Below are 19356 nucleotides of genomic sequence, written 5' to 3'. Positions count from 1 at the left end.
AATCGGGCGATAATACCACTAGTTGCCTCGATTGTGCGTATGTTTTGGCGTTAAGTGGTGGATTCGTAGCGCATTGCGACACAGGTCACTGCGCTTCTTCCGCCTGTAGCGGCAGGGTCAAATTGACGATACCGTCCTCCAGTTGCACATCGATACCGAAGCCCAGCCGTTGTGCCAGTCCTATCATGCCGCGGTTGTTTGGCATGGTGATCCCGGTCAGACGGGTCAGCCCGTGGGCACGGGCATAGGCAATCATTTTTTCCAGCAGTTGACGGCCCAGTCCCAGCCCTTTCAGGTCGGAGCGCACCAGCACGGCGAATTCCGCGTCGGTATTGTCCGGATCAGACAGAGCGCGCGTTACACCGATGATCTGTTCATCGCGCACGGCGACAAAAGCCATCTCCCGATCGTAGTCGATCTGCGTCATGTTAGCCAAATCGTCATGGGTAAACTCGTTGATCTCACTGAAGTAGCGATAGTAGAGATCTTCCTTGGTCACGCGATCGATAAAGTGTTTCAGCGCAGGTTCATCCTCCGGCAGGATTGGCCGGAACAGGCATTGTGAGCCGTCTTTCAAGCCAATGGTCTCTTCCAGCTCATGAGGATAGGGGCGGATGGCCAGCCGTGCCTGCGGGTCACCCTCAAAGGGAGCAAGCTGCATGGAAACGTCCAGCAGGGTGAATTCGCTGCCGGAGGCCAGTACCGGGTGGATATCCAGTCGGGTGATTTCCGGGCAGTCGAGGATCAGGTTGGATACCTGAACCAGCAGGCGGCTCAGTCCGGGAATATCCAGAGGTCTCAGGGCACTGCGCCCGCGGATCTTGCCGCCTTTCACTGCCTGCAATACCAGATAGCGCGCCAGCGCCATATTCAGCGGTGGTAACGCCACTGCGACCTGATTTTCCTGCCGCCATTCGATGCCGCCTTCACCCAGCATGATCAGTGGGCCAAAAATGGCATCCTGTTCCACCGCTATACGCAATTCCTGAGCGCCGGCGCGGTTGGCCATGCTCTGTACCAGCAGGCCATGAATACGCGCCTGTGGATAGGTGCGTTTTACGCGGTCGAGAATAGCCTCTGCGGCACGCTGCACCTCGGTGGCGGTGCGCAAATAGAGCATAACGCCCTGGACTTCAGACTTATGGGGAATATCCGGCGAACGCAGCTTTAAGGCAACCGGGTAGCCAATTTGTTCGGCTATATGCACCGCTTCGGCGCTGTCTTCGGCAATCCAGGTCGGTAGTGTCGTCAGGTCATAGGCCTGCAGAATGGACTGCACCTCGTGGGTATCGAGCTGAGTAGCGCCTTCGGCCAGCGCCTGCTGAATCAGCCTATGGGCATCGGCGGTGTTGGCGGTCAGGCCGACCGGGAGTGCCGGCGTCTCTTTGAGCTGTTTCTGATTACGGCGATATTCCACCATATGCATAAACGCGGTCACCGCGCCTTCCGGGGTACGGTAGGTTGGAATCCCGGCCTCGGTAAACAGTCGCCGGGCTTCCTGCGAAGAGTATTCGCCGCACCAGTTGGTGAGCAGCGTAATACGTTTGCCACGTGGGTGTTGGCGTACAGCCTCGATAATCCGTTCGGCGGTGAGAGTGCCCGGGGCCGCTGCGCTTGGCGCGTGGATCAGCAGCAGGGCGTCGTAATCATGGCTGTCGAGCAGCGTTTTGACCGCCGCCAGATAACGTTGTGGCGTCGCATCATCGCGCAGATCGATTGGATTACCCGCATGGATAAACTCGGGCAAAGCCTCACCAAGCTGAGCCAGAATTTCGTCCCCTAACTGTGCCAGCTTGCCGTTGCGGCCCAGCAGTTCGTCCAGGGCCATCGCGGCCGGTGCGGCGCCGTTGCTGACGATCATCAACCGCTCTCCGCGCAGCGGGTGCATATGGCTCAGGGTTTCTACTGCCGAGAACAACTCGTGGGTATCCTGCACGCGCAACAAACCGGCGCGCTGGATGGCGGCATCGTAGGCGGCATCCAACCCCTGTTGGCTGTTGAGCAACAGTTGGGCCTGCTGGCTGCGCCCGCTTTTAACCACCAGAATCGGCTTGTTGCGTGAAGCGCTGCGCGAGGCGGATAAAAAGCGCCGCGCGTCGCTGATATTTTCCAGGTACAGCAGGATGGCGCTGGTTTTACTGTCGCGCGCCAGAAAATCCAGCAGGTCGTCGACGTCAATATCCAGGCTGTCACCCAACGCGATAAAATAGGAAAAGCCGACTTCACGCTGTTGCGCCCAGTCGAGAATGGTATTGGCCACGGCGGCGGACTGGGAAATAAACGCCAGCTTGCCCTTGAGGATGGGCACCGGTGAGAAACTGGCGTTGATGCCTTGCCACGGTGCCAGCAGGCCCAGACTGTTTGGCCCCAGCAGGCGCATCGAATAACGCTGTGCGCAGGCTTTCAGCTCGGCAAACTGTTCCGGCGGGGAGGAGAGCACAATGGCGGTTTTGCAGCCGCGTTGGCCCAGATCTTCAATCAGTGCCAGGTTGCGCTGTGCGTGGGTGCAAAGTATCGCCAAATCGGGGCTGATTGGCAGGCTGGCGACGTCCGGGTAGGCCATGACACCGCACACGGCCTTGTAGCGTGGCGTCACCGGCATCACCGGCCCGTTGAAGCCACCGGCCAGCAGGTTGCTCATCATCAGGTTACCGGCGCGGCCGGGCTGTTGTGAAGCGCCGAGAACGGCAATCGATTTAGGACGTAAAAGCGCTTCTAACCCTCGCTGGCTCATGCACGACTCCTTTAGGCAACGTTACGCCTGATTCTAGGCGTTTTGCGACGGCTTTGCTGTGACCGGTGCCTCCGGTCGGGTAGGTTTCCCTGCCAGATACTGTTGACGGAAATAGTGAAAATGCTGGGCCAGCCCGTCGGCGGCGGCCACATCACCGGCCTGCTGCAACAGCGCTGTCGCCACTTCGGCCGTGCAGTGCTGCTCGGTGCGGCTGGCTTCGCGCAGTTGGTAGTTGGAAGCGGCGGTCACGTTGAGTGAGAACACCGGGAACTGATTGAGGTACGGGCTTTTACGGAACATTTTGCTCGCCTCGGTCCAGGTGCCGTCGAGCATAATAAACAGCGGTGGTTTGCCACCGGCGGGCAGTTCGCTGAACACTGGCCGCTCGGGGGCGGCATAGGACGCGGGAAACACCACGTAAGGCTGGCGTTCGGGATCGTTAATTGCCGCCAGCAGGGCTGGGTCTACTTCGGTGCGCGACCAAAGAAATGCCTGAGTCTCCGGCAGAATATCGGCGATCAGTCGGCCGGTATTGCTCGGCTTCAGCGGCTCTGCACCAAACATGATCAGGCAAAAACGGCTGGCGGCCGGCTGCGGCTGAATAGTGTCACACAGGCAGTTCTTATGGGGCAGCAGGCAGCCCTGACAACGCGGTACGCGGTTGCCACGCGCCAGAAAGGGGCGGGTAGAGCGTTCCAGGCGAATTTTGCGCAGGCGAAGTACGGCGTTGTCGGTCATAAAGATCTCGGGGAAAACCGCCATTGTAACGCAGAAAAAAGCCCGACGGGAGCATTCGGGCTGGATTGGATCCTGACGGTGTCATCCACAATGGGCAACACCGCCTATACTTTCTGCGTTAAACTAGTTCATTGAGCCAGTTATCGAACGGCGTTTTCGGCATGGCGCCGTTGAGCATATCGACCATTTTCCCTTCGCGGAACAGCATAATGGTCGGGATGCTGCGAATGCGGAAGCGGGCGCTCAGTTCCGGTTCGGCCTCGGTATTCACCTTCACGAAGCGGACTTTGCCGGCGCGCTCTTCGGCGACGTCTTCGAAGATCGGGGCAAAACTGACGCAAGGCCCGCACCACGGCGCCCAAAAATCGACCACTACCGGCAGGCCATCTTGCAACAGCGAGTCCAGAGTGGCAGCGGTGGCGTTGATTACCTCGCCGTCAAAGAGCGCATGGCCACAACGGCCGCATTTCGCACCGTCAGCCACTCGTTCTTCAGGGACGCGGTTGGTAGCATTACAAGCTGGACAAACTGTATTCATGATGGCCTCGGATACTGAGAAAGCACGACACACCGCACTCGGGTTGCGGATATGTTTCTTTAATGCTGCTTATTATCGTTAAAAGTGGGGCAATGAACAAAGAGGTTTGTTCGATGAATACGATAGTTGTTAGCTTTTAGCGCAAGTAGGTGGCTTAGCACCCTAACATCAGGTAATCTTCGCGCCCTGCGCGTTGGTGGAGAAGAAAATGAACGATTCATTTAGTGGCAAGAACGGTAAAGTTAAAGTGATGTACGTCCGCAGTGACGACGACAGCAGCAGCGACGACCGTAACAAGAATAAGCGTCCGGCCGGCAAAGGCCGTCCGGCAGACGGTGCGCGCACTTCGGGCCGTACCGGTCAGGACAAGCCGCGCGGTAATAATGATCGCCGTGGCTCTGGCACTGATTCCCGCCGCAGTGAAAGCGATCGTCCTCGCCGTCCAGCGCACACTGAAGACCGTGGCGGTTATGATTCGCCGTGGAAAACCGTGTCACGTGGCCCGGAAGAAGAGCCGGCGTTTGATCACGGTGGCATCAGCGGTAAAAGCTTTATCGATCCAGAGCAGTTGCGTCGTCAGCGTGCGGAAGAAACGCGCGTTTACGGTGAAAACGCCTGTCAGGCCCTGTTCGCCAGCCGCCCGGATGCTATCGTCCGCGCCTGGTTCGTACAGTCGGTCACGCCACGTTTTCGTGAAGCACTGCGCTGGATGGCGGCGAACCGCAAAGCCTACCACGTGGTGGATGAAGAAGAGCTGGCCAAAGCGTCCGGCACCGAACACCACGGCGGCGTCTGCTTCCTGATTAAGAAGCGCCAGGGTCTGGATGCGCAAACCTATCTGAAAGAAGCTCCGGCGAAAGACTGCGTGCTGGCGCTGGAAGAAGTGGGTAACCCGCACAACCTGGGTGCTATTGTCCGTTCTTGCGCTCACTTTGGCGTTAACGGCGTATTGCTGCAGGATCCGGCGGTGCTGGAGTCTGGCGCAGCGGTGCGTACGGCTGAAGGCGGCGCGGAACACATCAAGGCAATTAACGCCGATGATTTCCTGTCGGTGCTGGATACCTTCCGCAAGGCGGGTTACGCCATCGTCACTACCTCGAGCCACAAAGGGACCCCACTGGCGCAGGCTAAACTGCCGGCCAAAATGGTGCTGGTACTGGGTCAGGAGCGTGACGGCCTGAGCGACAGTGCCTGGCAGCAGGGTGACATGAACGTGTCTATCGGCGGTACCGGCAAGGTGGAAAGTCTGAACGTATCGGTCGCGACCGGCATTTTGCTGGCTGACTGGTGGCGTCAAAACCAAGCTTGATATACCCGTCGCCTTTCAAGCCGCAGCGTTGTTACCTGCACTAACTCACCCCAGTCACTTACTAGAGTAAGCGCCTGGGGATGAGTGAGTTGGTCGCCTAGCTACAACTTGAAATTCATAGGGTATACATAATATGTCATAAAAAACGGGCGCCTCAGGGCGCCCGTTTTGTTTTCTGCTGTTTAGTGAGCGCCGCCGCCCCCACCGCCGGAGCTGAATGGCGGTTTCGCCACCCAGACCAGCGCCAGTAGGATCAGGAACACCCCAGCCGACAGCCAGAATATCTCGTTAGCCGAGATAATCAGCCCCTGCGCGGTGATCTCGTTGGCGATATAGGCCGATGCCTGCTGCTTGCTCATGCCAATCTGTTCCAGTTGCCGGTACATGTCCTGCGACTGCGGGCTGTAAGGATTCACAAACTCCGCCAGCTGCGAGTGATGCTGCGACTCGCGTTGCGTCCACAGGGTGGTGGTGATCGACGTCCCGATCGACCCCGCCAGCGTACGGGTAAAGTTCGACAGGCTCGATGCCGCTGCCATACGTTCCGGCGGCAGGCCGGACAGCGTAATGGTGGTCAATGGCATAAAGAAGCAGGCGATGGCGAAGCCCTGGACAAACTGCGGCCAGGCCGAGGCACCAAAGTCCATTCCCGGTTCAAACGTATAGGCGCGCCAGTAGAAGCACACGGCATACATAATGAAGCTGAAGGTTACCAGTCGACGCATGTCGAGCCGGTTACCGAACTTACCGATGATCGGCGACAGCAAGACCGGTATCAATCCGATCGGTGCCGAAGCCAGCCCCGCCCAGGTGGCGGTATAGCCATACACCTCCTGCAGCAACTGCGGCAATAGCACAATGGCGCCGAAGTACAGCATATAGGCCAGGCTGATACACAGGCAGCCGACGGTAAAGTTGCGCGACTTGAACAGCGACAGATCCACCACCGGGTGGTCGTCCGTTAGCTCCCAGATTATCAGGAACACCAGCGCCACCACCGCCACTACCGTCAGCACTATTATCTCGGTCGAGTTGAACCAGTCCAGCTCCTTGCCCTGATCGAGCATCACCTGCAGCGAACCAATCCCGACGATCAACAACACCAGACCGATGGTGTCGATCGGTTTGATCTCGGTTTTGGTTTCCCTGCCTTTCAACGTCGACATCGCCACCAGGATCACCACGGCGCCAATCGGGATGTTGATGAAGAAGATCCAGCCCCAGTGATAGTTGTCACTGATATAACCGCCGAGGATAGGCCCGAATATGGGCGCGACGATCACCGTCATTGACCATAACGCCAGGGCCATCGCTCGCTTGGCGGGCGGATAGTTGTTCAGCAACAGACTCTGCGACAGCGGGATCAACGGCCCCGCGACCACACCCTGGATCACGCGGAAGAAGATCAGCATGCCCAGACTGTTGGAAATACCGCACAGCCAGGAAGCGAGCACGAACAGCGCGGTGGACCACAGGAACAGTCGCACTTCACCGACGCGCTTTGCCAGCCAACCGGTAATTGGGATCGAGATGGCGTTCGCCACGCCAAACGAGGTGATCACCCAGGTACCCTGCGAGTTGGAAGACCCGAGGTTACCCGCAATGGTCGGGATCGCCACGTTGGCAATGGTGGAGTCCAGTACCTGCATAAAGGTCGCCATGGCGAGCGCGACCGTCATCCAGGCGAGCTGGGCACCTTCAAGCGGTTTCTGTGCCAAGGTAGCCTCCCACGCGCTTAGCCGGCATTCGCATGGATCACGTCGGCGATCATCTGGTTAACCGGTGCCAGGTTCAACGCCAGTGCGTTGGTCTGATACAGCGGCTTGTCACGCACCACGTCAGACAGCACGCGGCCATCCAGGTTGGTGGTGTCAACTTTCACCAGCGTCGACAAACCAATACGCAGCGGATGATCGGCGATTTGTTTGGCGTCCAGCTCAATACGAACCGGCAGACGCTGAACCACCTTGATCCAGTTACCGGTGGCGTTCTGTGCAGGCAACAGTGAGAAAGCGCTGCCGGTGCCCATATCGATACCGACCACTTTGCCGCTGTACACCACGTCGTCACCGTAAATGTCACTGACCACGGTGGCCGACTGACCGATACGCATATTGGCGATCTGGGTTTCTTTGAAGTTGGCGTCCACCCAAATGTGTTCGGCAGGGACCACCGCCATCAGCGGGGAACCGGCGGCGATTTGCGCGCCAACCTGTACGCTGCGGCGAGACACATAGCCGGTGATCGGGCTGATGATTTTGGTACGTTGCAGCGCCAGCCAGGCGTCACGCATTTGCGCAGCGGACTGTTGAATCGCCGGCTGTTGCTCCAGCGGGGTGTTCAATACCATCGCCTGGTTGGCGTTGTATTGTTGAACCGCCACTTCCAACGCCGCCTTGGCGCTGTCGACCGCATCACGCGCATGTTGCAGTTCTTCACGGCCGATGGCGTCAAGGCTGCCCAGTACCACGCGGCGTTTCAAGTCGTTCTCCGCTTTGCTCAGGTCGGACTTGCGCAAGGCAATGTTGGCCTGATACTGCTTGCTGTTGATGATCAGCTGGTGGGTCTGACGCACGCTGTTGGCCAGGCCGGTTTTGGCGCGTTCGAGCGCCTGTTCGGCATCGGTTGGATCCAGCGTGAGCAGCACATCCCCCTGCTTCACGTAGTCGGTATTGTCGAAGTTGACGCTGTTAACGCTACCGTTCACCTGGGCCATGATCTGCACCTGGTTGCCGGCCACATAGGCGTCGTCCGTTTCCTGATGATGACGCAACACCAGGAACCAATACACTAAATATGCCACCCCAATAACAACGAAAATAACCGTCAGCAACAGCAGCCAAAATTTACGCTGTTTCTTTTTGCCGGCCGGTTGTGGCGGGGTCTGAGTCTCCGCACTTGCGCTCATGGTGTTCTCCAAGCTCTCAATTTTATTATGCTTTTGAATCCGCAGCGACCGGGGCCTGATAGCCACCGCCCAGCGCACGGATCAGTCCTATCTTCGCCTGCAGCAAGTTGCTGTTGGCATTCAGTTCCGCCTGTTGCTGCTGCAAGAGCTGCGTCTGGCTGGTTAACAACTGGTCGCGCCCGATAATCCCTGCCTGGTATCGAGCGTTAGCGACGCGGTACACCTGTTGCATCGATTGGGACGCAGATGCCGCCTGCAGCTGCTGTTGCGCAGTGCTTTGTTGGACGGTGATGGCATCGGCGGTTTCCTGCACGGCATTCAGGATAGTTTGGTTATAGGACTCCACCGCCTGGTCATACAGCGCGGACTCCTCACCCAGCTTGCTGCGCAGCGCACCGGCGTGGAAGATCGGCAATGAAATCGCCGGCATCACGTTCCAGGCCTGGCTGGCCGCTTCAAACAGATTCGGGCTGGTGCCACTGGTGTTAGTGGTGGTCAGGCCGGCAAAGGCTGAAATGGTCAGGCTGGGGTAAAATTCTTTACGGGCGGCGCTGACGCGTTGGTTATAGGATTCAACCAACTGACGTTGCGCGGTGATATCCGGGCGTTTACCCAGCAGATCGGCAGTCAGCTCACCTTTTGGCGCCATCAGAGTGCTGGCGGGCAGAGCCACCGGGCGCAGGTGTTGCATAGCGCTCGGGCCCTGGCCGGCCAACGCGGCCAACTGGTGTCTAAGTTGTTCAATCTGCGATTGCAGTTGCAGGATCTGCTGCTTGGCGCCGTCGGCTTGCGCCTGGCTTTGCTGTGGAACATCAACGCCGGTGATGCCGGCTTTATATTGCTGTTGACGCAAATCCGTCAGGCGTTGGTTGTTGTCCACTTCTTGTTGCAGCAGTTTTTCCAGCGCGAAATTGCTCTGCAACTGGTAATAGGCCGAGGCTACCGAACTGGTCAGCGTCAGCGCAGCCTGTTCCTGCTCGGCGCGGGCCGCATCGACCTGTGCCTTGGCGGCGTTAACCTGATTGCGGTATTTACCCCACCAGTCAAATTCATAGGCCAGGTTCAGCCCCAGCGAGTTGGAGCTCTCGTAGATAGGCTTATGTGGATAGCCCAGACCCATGTTGACGTTCTGCGGGACTTTCTGGCGGTTGCTGCTGGCGTTCAGATCCAGATTCGGGCCGTTGGCCGCGCTGGCTTCGCCCACCACGCTCTGTGCTTCACGCACGCGACCGGCCGCTTGTCGCAGCGTCGGTGAGCTTTGCAGCGTCTGGGTCATCAGGCTGTCGAGCTGAGGATCGTTAAGCGAACGCCACCACTGTGGGCTAACGTTCAGCGAGCTGACCTTCGGCTGTGACAGTTGCAGGCTCTGCGAGTCCATCAGGGTGGATTGCGGGGCAATATTGTCGGTAGAGGCGCACCCAGCCAGCAGCAATACGGCGAACAGCGGGGTGAATCTCCAGTTAAACGGGGATCGCATAGTCGGTTACCTGAACAGAAATTATTGGGATAACTGTCCTGAAACTTCCATCTGGTCCAGACGCGTTAACAGTTTGCGCGTCAGCTGTTCCAGCTGTTGCTGTTCATCATCGTTCAGCGTGGACCACAGGAAATGCAGACATTTGTGCTGCGGTGGCAGCAATTGGTTGAGAAACTCTTCTCCCTGCGGCGTCATGTGCAGATGCAGGCAACGACGGTCATGGTCGCTTTCCCGGCGTTCAATCCAGCCGCGTTTTTCCAGTTCATCGGCAATCCGCGTGGCATTGGTCCGTGACGAGCCCAGGGCAGAGCTTAGCTCAGAAGGCTGAATGCTGTGACTTTCCTGCGCATCCAGAGTAATCAGCGCCATAAACAGGGTTTCGTTAATCCCTTGTGCCTTAAGCATTTTATTGCGATTTTCCAGCAATTTGCTTTGCATGTGCATGCACAGCCGGGTCAGCAGGATTTCCTGATACGGAAAGTCTTTCTGACGTTTTGCACGGAAATTAAGCATTTGTTCAATGGGAGTAAACGAGCTTTCCATAATTTGGGGCCTCATTAATTTCGTTCGAGATAGTAACGATAGTGATTAATAATGTAAATCTTCAGCCATGCGAATAATTTAGCAATTCGTGTCATTTGTAAGTTATTTGTCAACGACCCCTTCGCGAGCGACAGCCCAGAATGGGGGCAATGGACAAAATCAAAGGCTGGCTGAACTGAGAATCATAAATATTTTTAACGTGATACCAAAGGCGACTGCGCCGCTCAACGTCGACAGAATGATGCTTTTACTGCGGTAAAAGCACAGTCCCAGCGCGGCAAAACCGACCAGCGTCGGCCACAGCTTGTCCGGTTCGCGCATCACCACCGGCGTGCTGGAAACCACCAGCAGCGCACAAATGGAGGCGATACCAATGCTGTCGAGCAACAGTGCGGTTTTGCCACGTTTGATCCCCGGTTGGGCACGCGCCGGTGCCAGGCGTAAGGGTAAGTAGCGAAACAGGTAATTTGCGCAACCGACCACCAGGCCAATCACCACCACATCAGTGTTCATCAATCGCCTCCGATACGCTGGGTTGGAACAGGGCGGCAATACAGCCGGCGCTGATGCCGGCCAAGATGGCGACGGGAATAGAAAACAGCACCACACCGAGCAGTGCGCCAGCCAGTGCGGCGGCGATGGTCAGACTTTGCGGACGCCTGAAGGCCGCCAACAGGAAGCTGAGGAACAGCGCCGGCAACATAAAGGATAACGAGGCTTCAATCACCGGGTATTGCTCCAGCGGCCCGTTACCGAACAGTGCACCGATGGCGGTGCCCGCTACCCAGGAAAGCCAGGAGCACAGTGAAATACCGATCATCCAGTTCTCGCTCCAGCTGCGGTTATTACGCATCAGCTTGGCGGTAGCGGCGGCGAACACCTCATCGGTCAGGCCGAAGGCCCAGAGTGCGGTTTTGCCGCCCGACATGCGTGAAACGATGCGGTGGCGCAGGGCGGGGCCATACAGCAGATGCCGTATGTCCATTGCCATCACGGTCAGCGCGGAAACCCACAGCGACATTCCGGCACTCAGCAGGGCTGTGATCACAAACTGGCTGGCACCGGCATAGATAATGCAGGAAAAGAAGATGCTTTCCAGCGGGGAGAACCCCAGCTTAACGGCGCTCAGGCCAAAGGCAAAAGCCACCGGCACATAGCCGATGACGATCGGTAAACTGTCGACGACGCCGTGGGTGAAGGTAGAGCTGACGGCAGGGGGATTAAGGCTTTCTGCAGCTTGGCTTTGCATTTTTATTAGTGTCGCAGGATAGAGATTAATAGTTCATCTGCAGAACATTACCAGAGAGTGAGTAATGTTTATACCCTGCGGCGCTAATAAATTTCGACTATGACTATTCGCTTGCTAATCAGATCGTCGCCGGTCCTTGCGGATCATGATGCTTGCCGCGCCACCAGGTCAGCAGGTTGAGCAGACACAAAATACCCCCGGCGGTGGCAACGCCAGTCCAGCCGGCATGTTGATAAGCCGAGGCTGACAGCAGTGAGCCGAGCGCACCACCGATGAAATAGCTGGTCATGTAGCCGGCGGTCAGACGGTTGCGTGCTTCCGGCATAATCCGGTAAATCACGCTTTGGTTAGTGACGTGTACGGCCTGTACGGCCAGGTCGAGGATCAGGATACCGGCGATCAACGCCCACAAGGATTGTTTAGCGAAAGCGATGGGTATCCAGGAAAGCAGCAGCAGTACCAGGCCCACGGTGGTGGTTAAACCGCCCTTACCCTGATCCGCCAAATGCCCGGCTCGTGAAGCCGCCAATGCACCGGCAGCGCCTACCAGGCCAAACAGGCCAATCACCCCTTCGGAATAACCAAATGGCGGTGCTGCCAACAGAAAAGCCATCGAGGTCCACAGCACGCTGAAGTTGGCGAATGACAGTGCCCCGAGTATCGCGCGGGTACGTAGCAGGGGGGTACCGCAAAACAGGGTGAAGATAGATTTCAGCAACTGCGGGTAATTCAGCCCCGAATGCTGCTTGTAACGCGGCAGTGCGCGCCACAGGATCAGCGCCATCAGGATCATCAGCACGCTGGCTACCCAGTAAATGGTGCGCCAGCCGCCGATCGACGCCAGCGCTCCGGCTACGGTGCGCGCCAGCAGAATGCCGAGCAGCAGGCCGCTCATAATAATGCCGACGGTTTTGCCGCGCTTCTCCGGATGGGCCAGGGTGGCCGCCAGTGGCACCAGAATTTGCGCCACTACCGAGAACAGCCCGGTGAGCGCGGTGCCGAGGATCATCATCGGCAAGGTGGTGGAGCTGGCGGTGATCAGCATGCCGCCCGCGGCCAGCAGCGTCATAAAGACGATCAGCCCACGGCGTTCAAACATATCGCCGAGCGGTACCAGCAACAGCAGGCCAACGGCATAACCCAACTGGGCGGCGGTAACGATAAAACCGGCCTGATTCACCGACAGATCAAAGTTTTGTGCAATGGTTTCCAGCAGCGGTTGCGCGTAGTAGTTACTGGCGACAGCCAGACCGGTGGCGATGGCGATCAGCACGATCAGCGCCGGGCTGAGACCCGACTGTGAATGTTGTTGGCTCATAAGATATTAATCACAGGGAAAAGTTAGCCGAAGTATCGGGCACGACAGCCGGTGAAACCAATGTATAATTTTCATTTGATCAATCTCATTTTGCGATAGATGCCATGAACCTGAAACAGATCCGCTTTGCGCTGGCGGTAGCCGAAGAGCAGAGCTTTACCCGGGCGGCACAGCGTTGCCATACGGTGCAGTCGGCCCTCAGCCACCAGATCGCCAAACTGGAAGAGGAACTGGGCTGTACATTGTTCGAGCGCACCTCGCGTCGGGTCAGACTGACCACCGCCGGGCAGGCGTTTATACAACCGGCGCAACGGCTGCTGGCGGCGAAACAGGCGCTGGTGGAGGAGGTGGTTGCCGCCAGCGGCACGGTATCCGGTACCCTGACTATCGGCACCATTTCAACCATAAACGCGATTGATCTGACCGAAAAACTGGGTAACTTTCATCGCCATTATCCGGCGGTGAATATCCGGCTGTACGTGGGCATGAGCGAAGCATTGCTGGAGGACGTACGCCAACAAAAGACGGACGTGGCGTTTGTCGGTATCTGGCCGGGGGATATCGATATGCTGCCGGTGTCGCATCGGCAGCTCACCGATGAGCCGCTGGTGGCACTGGTGGCGACGCAGCATCCGCTGGCCAGTCGTCAGCGGGTCAATCTGCAAACCCTGTCAGAAGTGCCGCTGGTGGACTTTTACAGCGGGACTGGTGCCCGGCGGCAGACCGACCGTGCGTTTCAGGCGGCGGGCATCAAGCGGCATGTCAGTTTTGAAATTGACCATATCGAATGGCTGGAGAATCTGGTGCGGCGTGGGCTGGCGGCTGGCATTGTGCCCATCTCAACGGCGCAGCGTTTGAGTTCGCTGGTGTCGATCCCGATTGAGGATGGTCCACGGCGACAGGTGTACTGCGTATGGCCGCAGCCGCTGTCCAGAACCGCCGAGCGTTTTTTGCAGTTTAGTGGGATTGATATTGCTGGATGAATCTAGTCGGGGCGCAGTGGCCTGCGCCCCGGTGTGATTACTTCTTCGCGGCTTCTGCGGCGGTTTTCACCCAGCCGTCGAAGGTGGCCTGATGTGCCTTGATCCAGCCGTTAACGTGATTCTGGATATCGGCTTCGGACGCCTGACCTTCATGCATACGCAGGTTCTGCGCATTCACATCGCTAATCGGCAGCTTCATGATGGCAAACAGCTCGGCAGCCGCCGGGTTGGCTTCAGCCCATTTTTTGTTGGCAACGATGCGCATGACACTTACTGGGAACCCATAGTTAGCGCCGTTAGGCAACTTGGTATCGATATCTTTCTGACTGCCCGGCAGGGAGGAGAAGGGGACCTGTAACCAGACAACGTCGCGCCCCGTGACCAGCACGTCGCTGAGCCAGTATGGTGTCCAGGTGTAGTACAGAATCGGTTTGCCTTCTTTGTAACGGGTAATGGTATCGGCAATCATCGCCGCGTAGTTACCCTGGTTGTGCTCGACGGTTTTATCCAGGCCGTAGGCCTTGATGTGATTATTAATCACCGCTTCACAACCCCAGCCTGGCGTACAGCCGGTCAGATCGGCCTTGCCGTCTCCATTGGTGTCAAACAGCTTGGCGATCTTCGGATCTTTCAACTGCTCAATGTTGGTGATGTGGTATTTATCGGCGGTTTTTTTGTCGATCAGGTAACCCTGCGCAGCGTTATCTACGTAAATGCCTTTGCGGTAAAATTTAGCGTCGCCGCCGGCGGCCTTGTATTGATCATTGTGCAGCGGCTGCCAGTTCACCGCCATGAAGGTGGCATCGCCGGCAGCGATCGAGGTGTAAGCGACGTTATAGTCGACTTCACGGGTCTCCTTGACGTCATAGCCCAGCTTTTCCAGCGCTTTGCTGACCAGCAGCGTCTGGAAGGTCTCTTCAGAGATGGTGCTCTGCACCGGTTGAACGGAGATGCCTTTGCCTGGCAAGTCTGCGGCGAAGACCGCCTGTGAGCTAATCAATGTGGTAAGGGCAACCGCCCAGATTCCTGTAGTGCGCATAGTGAAATACCTTTTTTATGTTATGAAGCCGGGATTTCCGGCACGTCGGGATTATTTCGCTGCCGCAGCAGCGGTGCTGACCCAGCCATCAAAGGTGGCCTGATGGGCTTTAATCCAGCCGTCTACGTGGCGTTGTATATCGTCGGCGCTGTTCTCGCCCTTGTGCATACGCAGGTTCTGCGCGTTAACGTCCGCCAACGGCAGTTTCATGATGGCGAACAGCTTGGCCGCCGCCGGGTTGGCCTGCGCCCACGGCTTGTTGGCGACGATGTGTTCGTTATTGACGAAGAAGCCGTAATTTTTGCCGTTCGGCAACGCGGTATCCTTGTCTTTCAACGAACCCGGGCTGGCGGAGAACGGCACGGTCAGCCAGACCACATCGCGGCCGGGCACCAATTCGTCGCTGACCCAATACGGCGTCCAGGTGAAGTACAGCACCGGTTTGCCCTGTTTATAGCGGGTCAGGGTGTCGGCGATGATGGCGGAGTAGTTACCCTGGTTTTGAGTAACCCTGTTGCTCAGGCCATAGGCTTTGATATGGGTGTTGATCGCGCTGCCGCACACCCAGCCGGGCTCACAGCCGGCCAGATCCGCCTTGCCGTCACCGTCGGCATCAAACAGCCTGGCCAGCTTGGGATCTTTCAACTGGGAAATATCGCTGATGTGGTATTGATCGGCCGTTTTCTTGTCGATCAGATAACCCTGTGCCGCATTAGTGATATAGGCACCCTGGCGATAAAACTTTTTGTCGCCGCCGGCGCTTTGGTACATGTCGGTTTGCAGCGGATCCCAGTTCACCGCCATGTAGGTGGCATCACCGGAAGCGATAGAGGTATAGGCAATATTGTATTCCACCTCGGCGGTGGGCTGGACGTTATAGCCCAGCTTGACCAGCGCACGGTTGACCAGCTCGGTCTGGAAGCTTTCTTCGGCGAGGGTGCTTTGCAAGGGTTTAACCGTGACGCCTTTGCCGGGAAGTTCGACGGCGAACGCCTGTGTGCCAAGCAATGAAGTCAGGGCTAAAGCCCAAATTCCTGTCGAGCGCATAGTGGTTCCTTCGATTTTATTCGTGCTGTCGGTGCCCCCGGCCAGCGCCGGGGGCAGGGCGATTAAGGCTTTTTGATGAAGGGCCGGGTGACCAGGCCGATGGGACCGTGTGCGTACCAACGTCCCATGCCTTTGCTGCGGCGATCTCGTCCCAGCGACTGGGTAAGGCGGTCGAGAATAATCGCCAGGATCACGATACCGACCCCGCCGACGGCGGCCAGCCCCATATCGAGACGACCGATACCGCGCAGCACCATCTGGCCCAGACCGCCGACGGCGATCATCGAGGCGATCACCACCATCGACAGTGCCAGCATCAGCGTTTGGTTTACCCCGGCCATAATGGTCGGCATCGCCAGTGGCAACTGCACTTTAAACAGCAGTTGGCGCGGGCTGGCACCAAAGGATTCAGCGGCTTCGATCAGATCTTCCGGCACCTGTTTGATGCCCAGGATAGTCAGTCGCACGATCGGCGGCAGGGCGAAGATAATGGTGACCACGACTCCGGGCACGTTACCGATACCGAACAGCATGACAATCGGCACCAGATAGACGAAGGCCGGCGTGGTCTGCATGGCGTCAAGCAACGGCCGTATGATTTTGCCTGCGTGCTTGCTGCGCGCCAGCCAGATGCCGAGCGGCAATCCTATGACGATACAGAAGAACAGGGCGGTCAATACCAGCGCCAGCGTCACCATGGCCTGCGACCAGGCACCAATAGCGCCGATGGCTATCAGCGAGACCAGCGTAGCGGCACCCATGCTGAGGCTGGAGAGCTGCCAGGCAATCAGCGAGAACAGCAGAATGGCGATCGGAGCCGGCATACCGAGCAGCAATTGTTGAAAACCGCTGAGGATGAAATCGACCGGCACGCGGATCCCCTGGAACAGCGGGCGAAAGTGCAGCACCAGCCAATCAATGCCGTGGGTGACCCAGGAGTCAAAGGGTATCCAGGTCTTGTGGAACGGATCCAACAGGTTGAAGTGCTCCGGCTGGACCGGGGCGCTATTCAGCCAGTCTGAGCCTTGAGCGGCCTGACTGGCGGCGTCATGGGTCGCCGGTGGTGGCGTGCTGGACCAGGCATCGCCGGCGGGAGCTGCCGAGTTTGCAGCGTCAGCGGCCGGTGCGGCACTGGGGTCGACAGGCGCAGTGGCCCAGGGATCTTGTGTTGTATCACTCATTCGTTGGGCCCTCTTTATCCAGGGCCTGCAACAGCATGGCCTTGGAAATGATTCCGATATAGTTGTTTTCTTCGCAGACCACAGGTACCGCGCAAGGCGCCAGAGCGACCAATGAAATCAGTTCGCTTAGCGGCATGTCGGCCGGTACCGGGGCGGGCGCTTCCAGCAGGGCATCATCCAGCGTCAGATTGGCCGCCAGTGCCTGCTTGAGCGAATCTACCGACACCACGCCGATAAATTTCTTTCCGCGTTCAACAACATAACCATAATCACGGTCTTCATCGCGCAGCAGCTGTAACGCCGACCGCGGACCAAAACCGGGGGTTTTACGAATAAGCGCCACCGGACGACGCTTGGCGATATCCTTGGCGCTGAAAACATGGCTGACATCTACGCCACGGAAGAAGGTACGTACATAATCGTTGGCCGGATTATTTAATATTTCCTCCGGCGTGCCGACCTGAATCACCTCACCGCCTTGCATAATGGCAATACGATCGCCAATGCGCATAGCTTCGTCCAAATCGTGAGAAATAAAGACGATGGTGCGCTGATGCTGGGCCTGTAATTTGACCAGCTCATCCTGCATTTCGGTACGGATTAAGGGATCGAGCGCGGAGAAGGCTTCATCCATCAATAATATATCCGGATTATTTGCCATGGCGCGGGCTAATCCTACGCGCTGACGCATGCCACCGGAAAGTTCATCAGGATAAGCATGGGCATAATTCTCCAGTCCGACCTGACGCAGGGCTTCCAGCGCTTTATCCAGGCGTTCCTGGGGAGGAATGCCGGCTAATTCCATGCCAAATGCAGTGTTATTCAATACATTCATATGTGGCATTAAAGCGAATGATTGAAACACCATGCTGATCTTATTACGACGTACGGTACGCAGTGCGCTGTCGGATATTTTCGATATATCCTCGCCATCAATCAGCACCTGTCCGCGAGTGGGTTCTATCAGACGATTGAGAAGGCGTACCAGGGTGGATTTTCCGGAACCGGAAAGCCCCATGATGACAAATATCTCGCCTTCTTCAATGGCCAGAGAGGCGTCTTTTACGCCTAATGATAACCCGGTTTTTTCAAGCAGTTGGTCTTTTGTCAGACCTTTCTCAATCAGTTTGAATGCGCGATCCGGGTGTTCGCCAAATATCTTATACAGGTTCTTTACTTCGAGTTTAATTGCCATGCAATTTGCTGTTTCCTCTGATGAATTATCAAACGATAAAAAATGTCCCAATAGAAAATAATAGTCCCCTATACCCTAACACAGTGGATATCTGAGACAACCCTCAATGTCCGCTGAATGGGATATTAGCGATTTACATCAACATTTCTATTGGTTATGGTAGTGCGGTGAATATTCAATTATTTGCGTTTGATATTCCCCGTAAACGCTTGGTTTTAAGTAAAAATAATCCCATTGTATTAACGCTATTATTTACTCGCAGAGACTTCTTGCCAGGCAATAAAAAACCCGACCAGAGGTCGGGTAAAAGTCATCAGTATTTCATCAGTTTTTAACGACAGGTGCCGATATCGAGGGGATATCGTCGCAGGCATATTATCCGCTTAATATGACAGCCAGATGTCAGCCTACGCCTTGCGATACAGGCGGCGTGGATGGCCAATATTGCCGTACATCATCTCTACGCGTACGAACTGGGTGGCGACACAGTATTCCAGATAACGTCGGGCGGTGGTTTTACTGATACCGACCTGTTCGACCACGTCTTCCACCGCGTGCGCAACCTCTGGCCGTTTGATAAACAACGCCTGAACCAGCTCCAGCGTATTGGTTTCAATGCCCTTGGCGCTGGGCTCGCTGGAGAACTGTTTGGATTGCAGGTTATACAGCGCGTCGACGTTGCTTTGGTCGATCACCTTGAAGGTGCGCTGGGTTTGAACAAACTGCATAAAGCGTTCCAGCGAGTTGCGCAGCCGTTTGTAGGACACCGGTTTAATGATGTAATCGAAAGCGCCGTTGCGGATCGCCTGGCTGCAGGTGTTCATATCGCTGGCGGCGGTAATGAAGATCACCGAACAGCCGGGATTTTTCACTGCGGCTTCCTCCATTAGCTCAATACCCTGGCCGTCCGGCAAAAAGTTATCCAGCAGGATCAACCGTGGCTGGTGGATTTTGACCTTGGCTCTGGCCTCGGCCAGCGTGGCGGCATAGGCCACCACCCGCAGAGCAAAGTTCTGCTCAATGAACTCGGCGTGCAGCGTCGCCAACTGTGGCTCATCTTCCACGATCAAAACGTCCAGTGCTTCTGGTTGCATTAT

The 19356-nt window shown here is 56.9% G+C and carries 17 protein-coding genes; 2 read left to right on the top strand and 15 right to left on the bottom strand.

Annotated elements, in window-relative coordinates; translation table 11 throughout:
• Nucleotides 1-85: 85 nt before the first annotated feature.
• From NHG65_RS20475 to trxC, 3 genes are all read right to left on the bottom strand, one after another.
• Nucleotides 86-2734: a bifunctional acetate--CoA ligase family protein/GNAT family N-acetyltransferase gene (locus NHG65_RS20475; protein WP_207979488.1), complete on the bottom strand. Its 2649-nt coding sequence runs from the start codon at nucleotides 2732-2734 to the stop codon at nucleotides 86-88.
• A gap of 33 nt (nucleotides 2735-2767) precedes the next feature.
• Entirely contained in the window at nucleotides 2768-3472 is a 705-nt protein-coding gene (locus NHG65_RS20470) for a tRNA-uridine aminocarboxypropyltransferase (RefSeq protein WP_499182608.1), read from the bottom strand.
• 118 nt (nucleotides 3473-3590) lie between these two features.
• Entirely contained in the window at nucleotides 3591-4010 is a 420-nt protein-coding gene (gene trxC / locus NHG65_RS20465; RefSeq protein ID WP_012146452.1) for a thioredoxin TrxC, read from the bottom strand.
• A 208-nt stretch (nucleotides 4011-4218) separates the two neighbouring features.
• On the opposite strand from trxC, the gene NHG65_RS20460 reads away from it, so the two are divergent.
• A complete protein-coding gene (locus tag NHG65_RS20460; protein ID WP_085118450.1) occupies nucleotides 4219-5319 on the top strand; it encodes a tRNA/rRNA methyltransferase in 1101 nt (366 codons plus the stop codon).
• Nucleotides 5320-5501: 182 nt separating this feature from the next.
• Here NHG65_RS20460 and emrB read toward each other — a convergent pair whose 3' ends face one another.
• The 7 genes from emrB to NHG65_RS20425 all read right to left on the bottom strand — a co-directional run bounded on the left by emrB (nucleotide 5502) and on the right by NHG65_RS20425 (nucleotide 12814).
• Complete coding sequence (gene emrB, locus NHG65_RS20455) at nucleotides 5502-7037, bottom strand: multidrug efflux MFS transporter permease subunit EmrB (protein WP_085118448.1); 1536 nt, start codon at nucleotides 7035-7037, stop codon at nucleotides 5502-5504.
• A gap of 17 nt (nucleotides 7038-7054) precedes the next feature.
• A complete protein-coding gene (emrA, locus tag NHG65_RS20450) occupies nucleotides 7055-8227 on the bottom strand; it encodes a multidrug efflux MFS transporter periplasmic adaptor subunit EmrA (protein ID WP_207979490.1) in 1173 nt (390 codons plus the stop codon).
• Between the two features lie 25 nt (nucleotides 8228-8252).
• Nucleotides 8253-9704, bottom strand: coding sequence for an efflux transporter outer membrane subunit (locus tag NHG65_RS20445; RefSeq protein WP_099062754.1), 1452 nt, complete (start codon nucleotides 9702-9704; stop codon nucleotides 8253-8255).
• A 21-nt stretch (nucleotides 9705-9725) separates the two neighbouring features.
• On the bottom strand, nucleotides 9726-10247 hold the full coding sequence (gene mprA / locus NHG65_RS20440; protein WP_085118444.1) for a transcriptional repressor MprA: 522 nt from the start codon (nucleotides 10245-10247) through the stop codon (nucleotides 9726-9728).
• 159 nt (nucleotides 10248-10406) lie between these two features.
• The gene (gene ygaH / locus NHG65_RS20435) at nucleotides 10407-10760 is read right to left on the bottom strand and encodes an L-valine transporter subunit YgaH (protein ID WP_112348532.1); all 354 of its coding nucleotides are present in this window, start codon (nucleotides 10758-10760) and stop codon (nucleotides 10407-10409) included.
• A complete protein-coding gene (locus NHG65_RS20430; RefSeq protein WP_129937462.1) occupies nucleotides 10750-11496 on the bottom strand; it encodes an AzlC family ABC transporter permease in 747 nt (248 codons plus the stop codon). The genes ygaH and NHG65_RS20430 overlap by 11 nt, the downstream gene beginning before the upstream one ends.
• A gap of 118 nt (nucleotides 11497-11614) precedes the next feature.
• Complete coding sequence (locus NHG65_RS20425) at nucleotides 11615-12814, bottom strand: MFS transporter (RefSeq protein WP_099062751.1); 1200 nt, start codon at nucleotides 12812-12814, stop codon at nucleotides 11615-11617.
• A 104-nt stretch (nucleotides 12815-12918) separates the two neighbouring features.
• On the opposite strand from NHG65_RS20425, the gene NHG65_RS20420 reads away from it, so the two are divergent.
• The gene (locus NHG65_RS20420; protein ID WP_099062750.1) at nucleotides 12919-13797 is read left to right on the top strand and encodes a LysR family transcriptional regulator; all 879 of its coding nucleotides are present in this window, start codon (nucleotides 12919-12921) and stop codon (nucleotides 13795-13797) included.
• Nucleotides 13798-13834: 37 nt separating this feature from the next.
• Here NHG65_RS20420 and proX (NHG65_RS20415) read toward each other — a convergent pair whose 3' ends face one another.
• The 5 genes from proX (NHG65_RS20415) to NHG65_RS20395 all read right to left on the bottom strand — a co-directional run bounded on the left by proX (NHG65_RS20415) (nucleotide 13835) and on the right by NHG65_RS20395 (nucleotide 19353).
• A complete protein-coding gene (gene proX, locus NHG65_RS20415; RefSeq protein ID WP_499182607.1) occupies nucleotides 13835-14836 on the bottom strand; it encodes a glycine betaine/L-proline ABC transporter substrate-binding protein ProX in 1002 nt (333 codons plus the stop codon).
• A gap of 51 nt (nucleotides 14837-14887) precedes the next feature.
• Nucleotides 14888-15883 carry a glycine betaine/L-proline ABC transporter substrate-binding protein ProX gene (gene proX / locus NHG65_RS20410; RefSeq protein WP_207979493.1) on the bottom strand — a complete coding sequence of 332 codons (996 nt, stop codon included), beginning with the start codon at nucleotides 15881-15883 and terminating at the stop codon, nucleotides 14888-14890.
• 62 nt (nucleotides 15884-15945) lie between these two features.
• Complete coding sequence (proW, locus tag NHG65_RS20405; protein WP_099062747.1) at nucleotides 15946-17064, bottom strand: glycine betaine/L-proline ABC transporter permease ProW; 1119 nt, start codon at nucleotides 17062-17064, stop codon at nucleotides 15946-15948.
• On the bottom strand, nucleotides 17057-18259 hold the full coding sequence (gene proV / locus NHG65_RS20400; protein WP_085118432.1) for a glycine betaine/L-proline ABC transporter ATP-binding protein ProV: 1203 nt from the start codon (nucleotides 18257-18259) through the stop codon (nucleotides 17057-17059). Before proV ends, proW begins: the two co-directional genes overlap by 8 nt.
• Before the next feature lie 407 nt (nucleotides 18260-18666).
• Entirely contained in the window at nucleotides 18667-19353 is a 687-nt protein-coding gene (locus NHG65_RS20395; protein WP_099062745.1) for a response regulator, read from the bottom strand.
• Nucleotides 19354-19356: the final 3 nt, after the last annotated feature.

Source organism: Serratia myotis, from assembly GCF_027474885.1.
In the GTDB taxonomy this organism is placed as follows: domain Bacteria; phylum Pseudomonadota; class Gammaproteobacteria; order Enterobacterales; family Enterobacteriaceae; genus Serratia; species Serratia proteamaculans.
The sequence above is the reverse complement of the archived record's forward strand: the minus strand, read 5'-3'. Positions and strand labels throughout refer to the sequence as shown.

Bases quoted from the DNA above. Each gene is read 5' to 3' on its own strand.
- NHG65_RS20475 (WP_207979488.1), bottom strand. From the start codon at position 2,734: ATGAGCCAGCGAGGGTTAGAAGCGCTTTTACGTCCTAAATCGATTGCC.
- NHG65_RS20470 (WP_499182608.1), bottom strand. From the start codon at position 3,472: ATGACCGACAACGCCGTACTTCGCCTGCGCAAAATTCGCCTGGAACGC.
- trxC (WP_012146452.1), bottom strand. From the start codon at position 4,010: ATGAATACAGTTTGTCCAGCTTGTAATGCTACCAACCGCGTCCCTGAA.
- NHG65_RS20460 (WP_085118450.1), top strand. From the start codon at position 4,219: ATGAACGATTCATTTAGTGGCAAGAACGGTAAAGTTAAAGTGATGTAC.
- emrA (WP_207979490.1), bottom strand. From the start codon at position 8,227: ATGAGCGCAAGTGCGGAGACTCAGACCCCGCCACAACCGGCCGGCAAA.
- NHG65_RS20445 (WP_099062754.1), bottom strand. From the start codon at position 9,704: ATGCGATCCCCGTTTAACTGGAGATTCACCCCGCTGTTCGCCGTATTG.
- mprA (WP_085118444.1), bottom strand. From the start codon at position 10,247: ATGGAAAGCTCGTTTACTCCCATTGAACAAATGCTTAATTTCCGTGCA.
- ygaH (WP_112348532.1), bottom strand. From the start codon at position 10,760: ATGAACACTGATGTGGTGGTGATTGGCCTGGTGGTCGGTTGCGCAAAT.
- NHG65_RS20430 (WP_129937462.1), bottom strand. From the start codon at position 11,496: ATGCAAAGCCAAGCTGCAGAAAGCCTTAATCCCCCTGCCGTCAGCTCT.
- NHG65_RS20425 (WP_099062751.1), bottom strand. From the start codon at position 12,814: ATGAGCCAACAACATTCACAGTCGGGTCTCAGCCCGGCGCTGATCGTG.
- NHG65_RS20420 (WP_099062750.1), top strand. From the start codon at position 12,919: ATGAACCTGAAACAGATCCGCTTTGCGCTGGCGGTAGCCGAAGAGCAG.
- proX (WP_499182607.1), bottom strand. From the start codon at position 14,836: ATGCGCACTACAGGAATCTGGGCGGTTGCCCTTACCACATTGATTAGC.
- proX (WP_207979493.1), bottom strand. From the start codon at position 15,883: ATGCGCTCGACAGGAATTTGGGCTTTAGCCCTGACTTCATTGCTTGGC.
- proW (WP_099062747.1), bottom strand. From the start codon at position 17,064: ATGAGTGATACAACACAAGATCCCTGGGCCACTGCGCCTGTCGACCCC.
- proV (WP_085118432.1), bottom strand. From the start codon at position 18,259: ATGGCAATTAAACTCGAAGTAAAGAACCTGTATAAGATATTTGGCGAA.
- NHG65_RS20395 (WP_099062745.1), bottom strand. From the start codon at position 19,353: ATGCAACCAGAAGCACTGGACGTTTTGATCGTGGAAGATGAGCCACAG.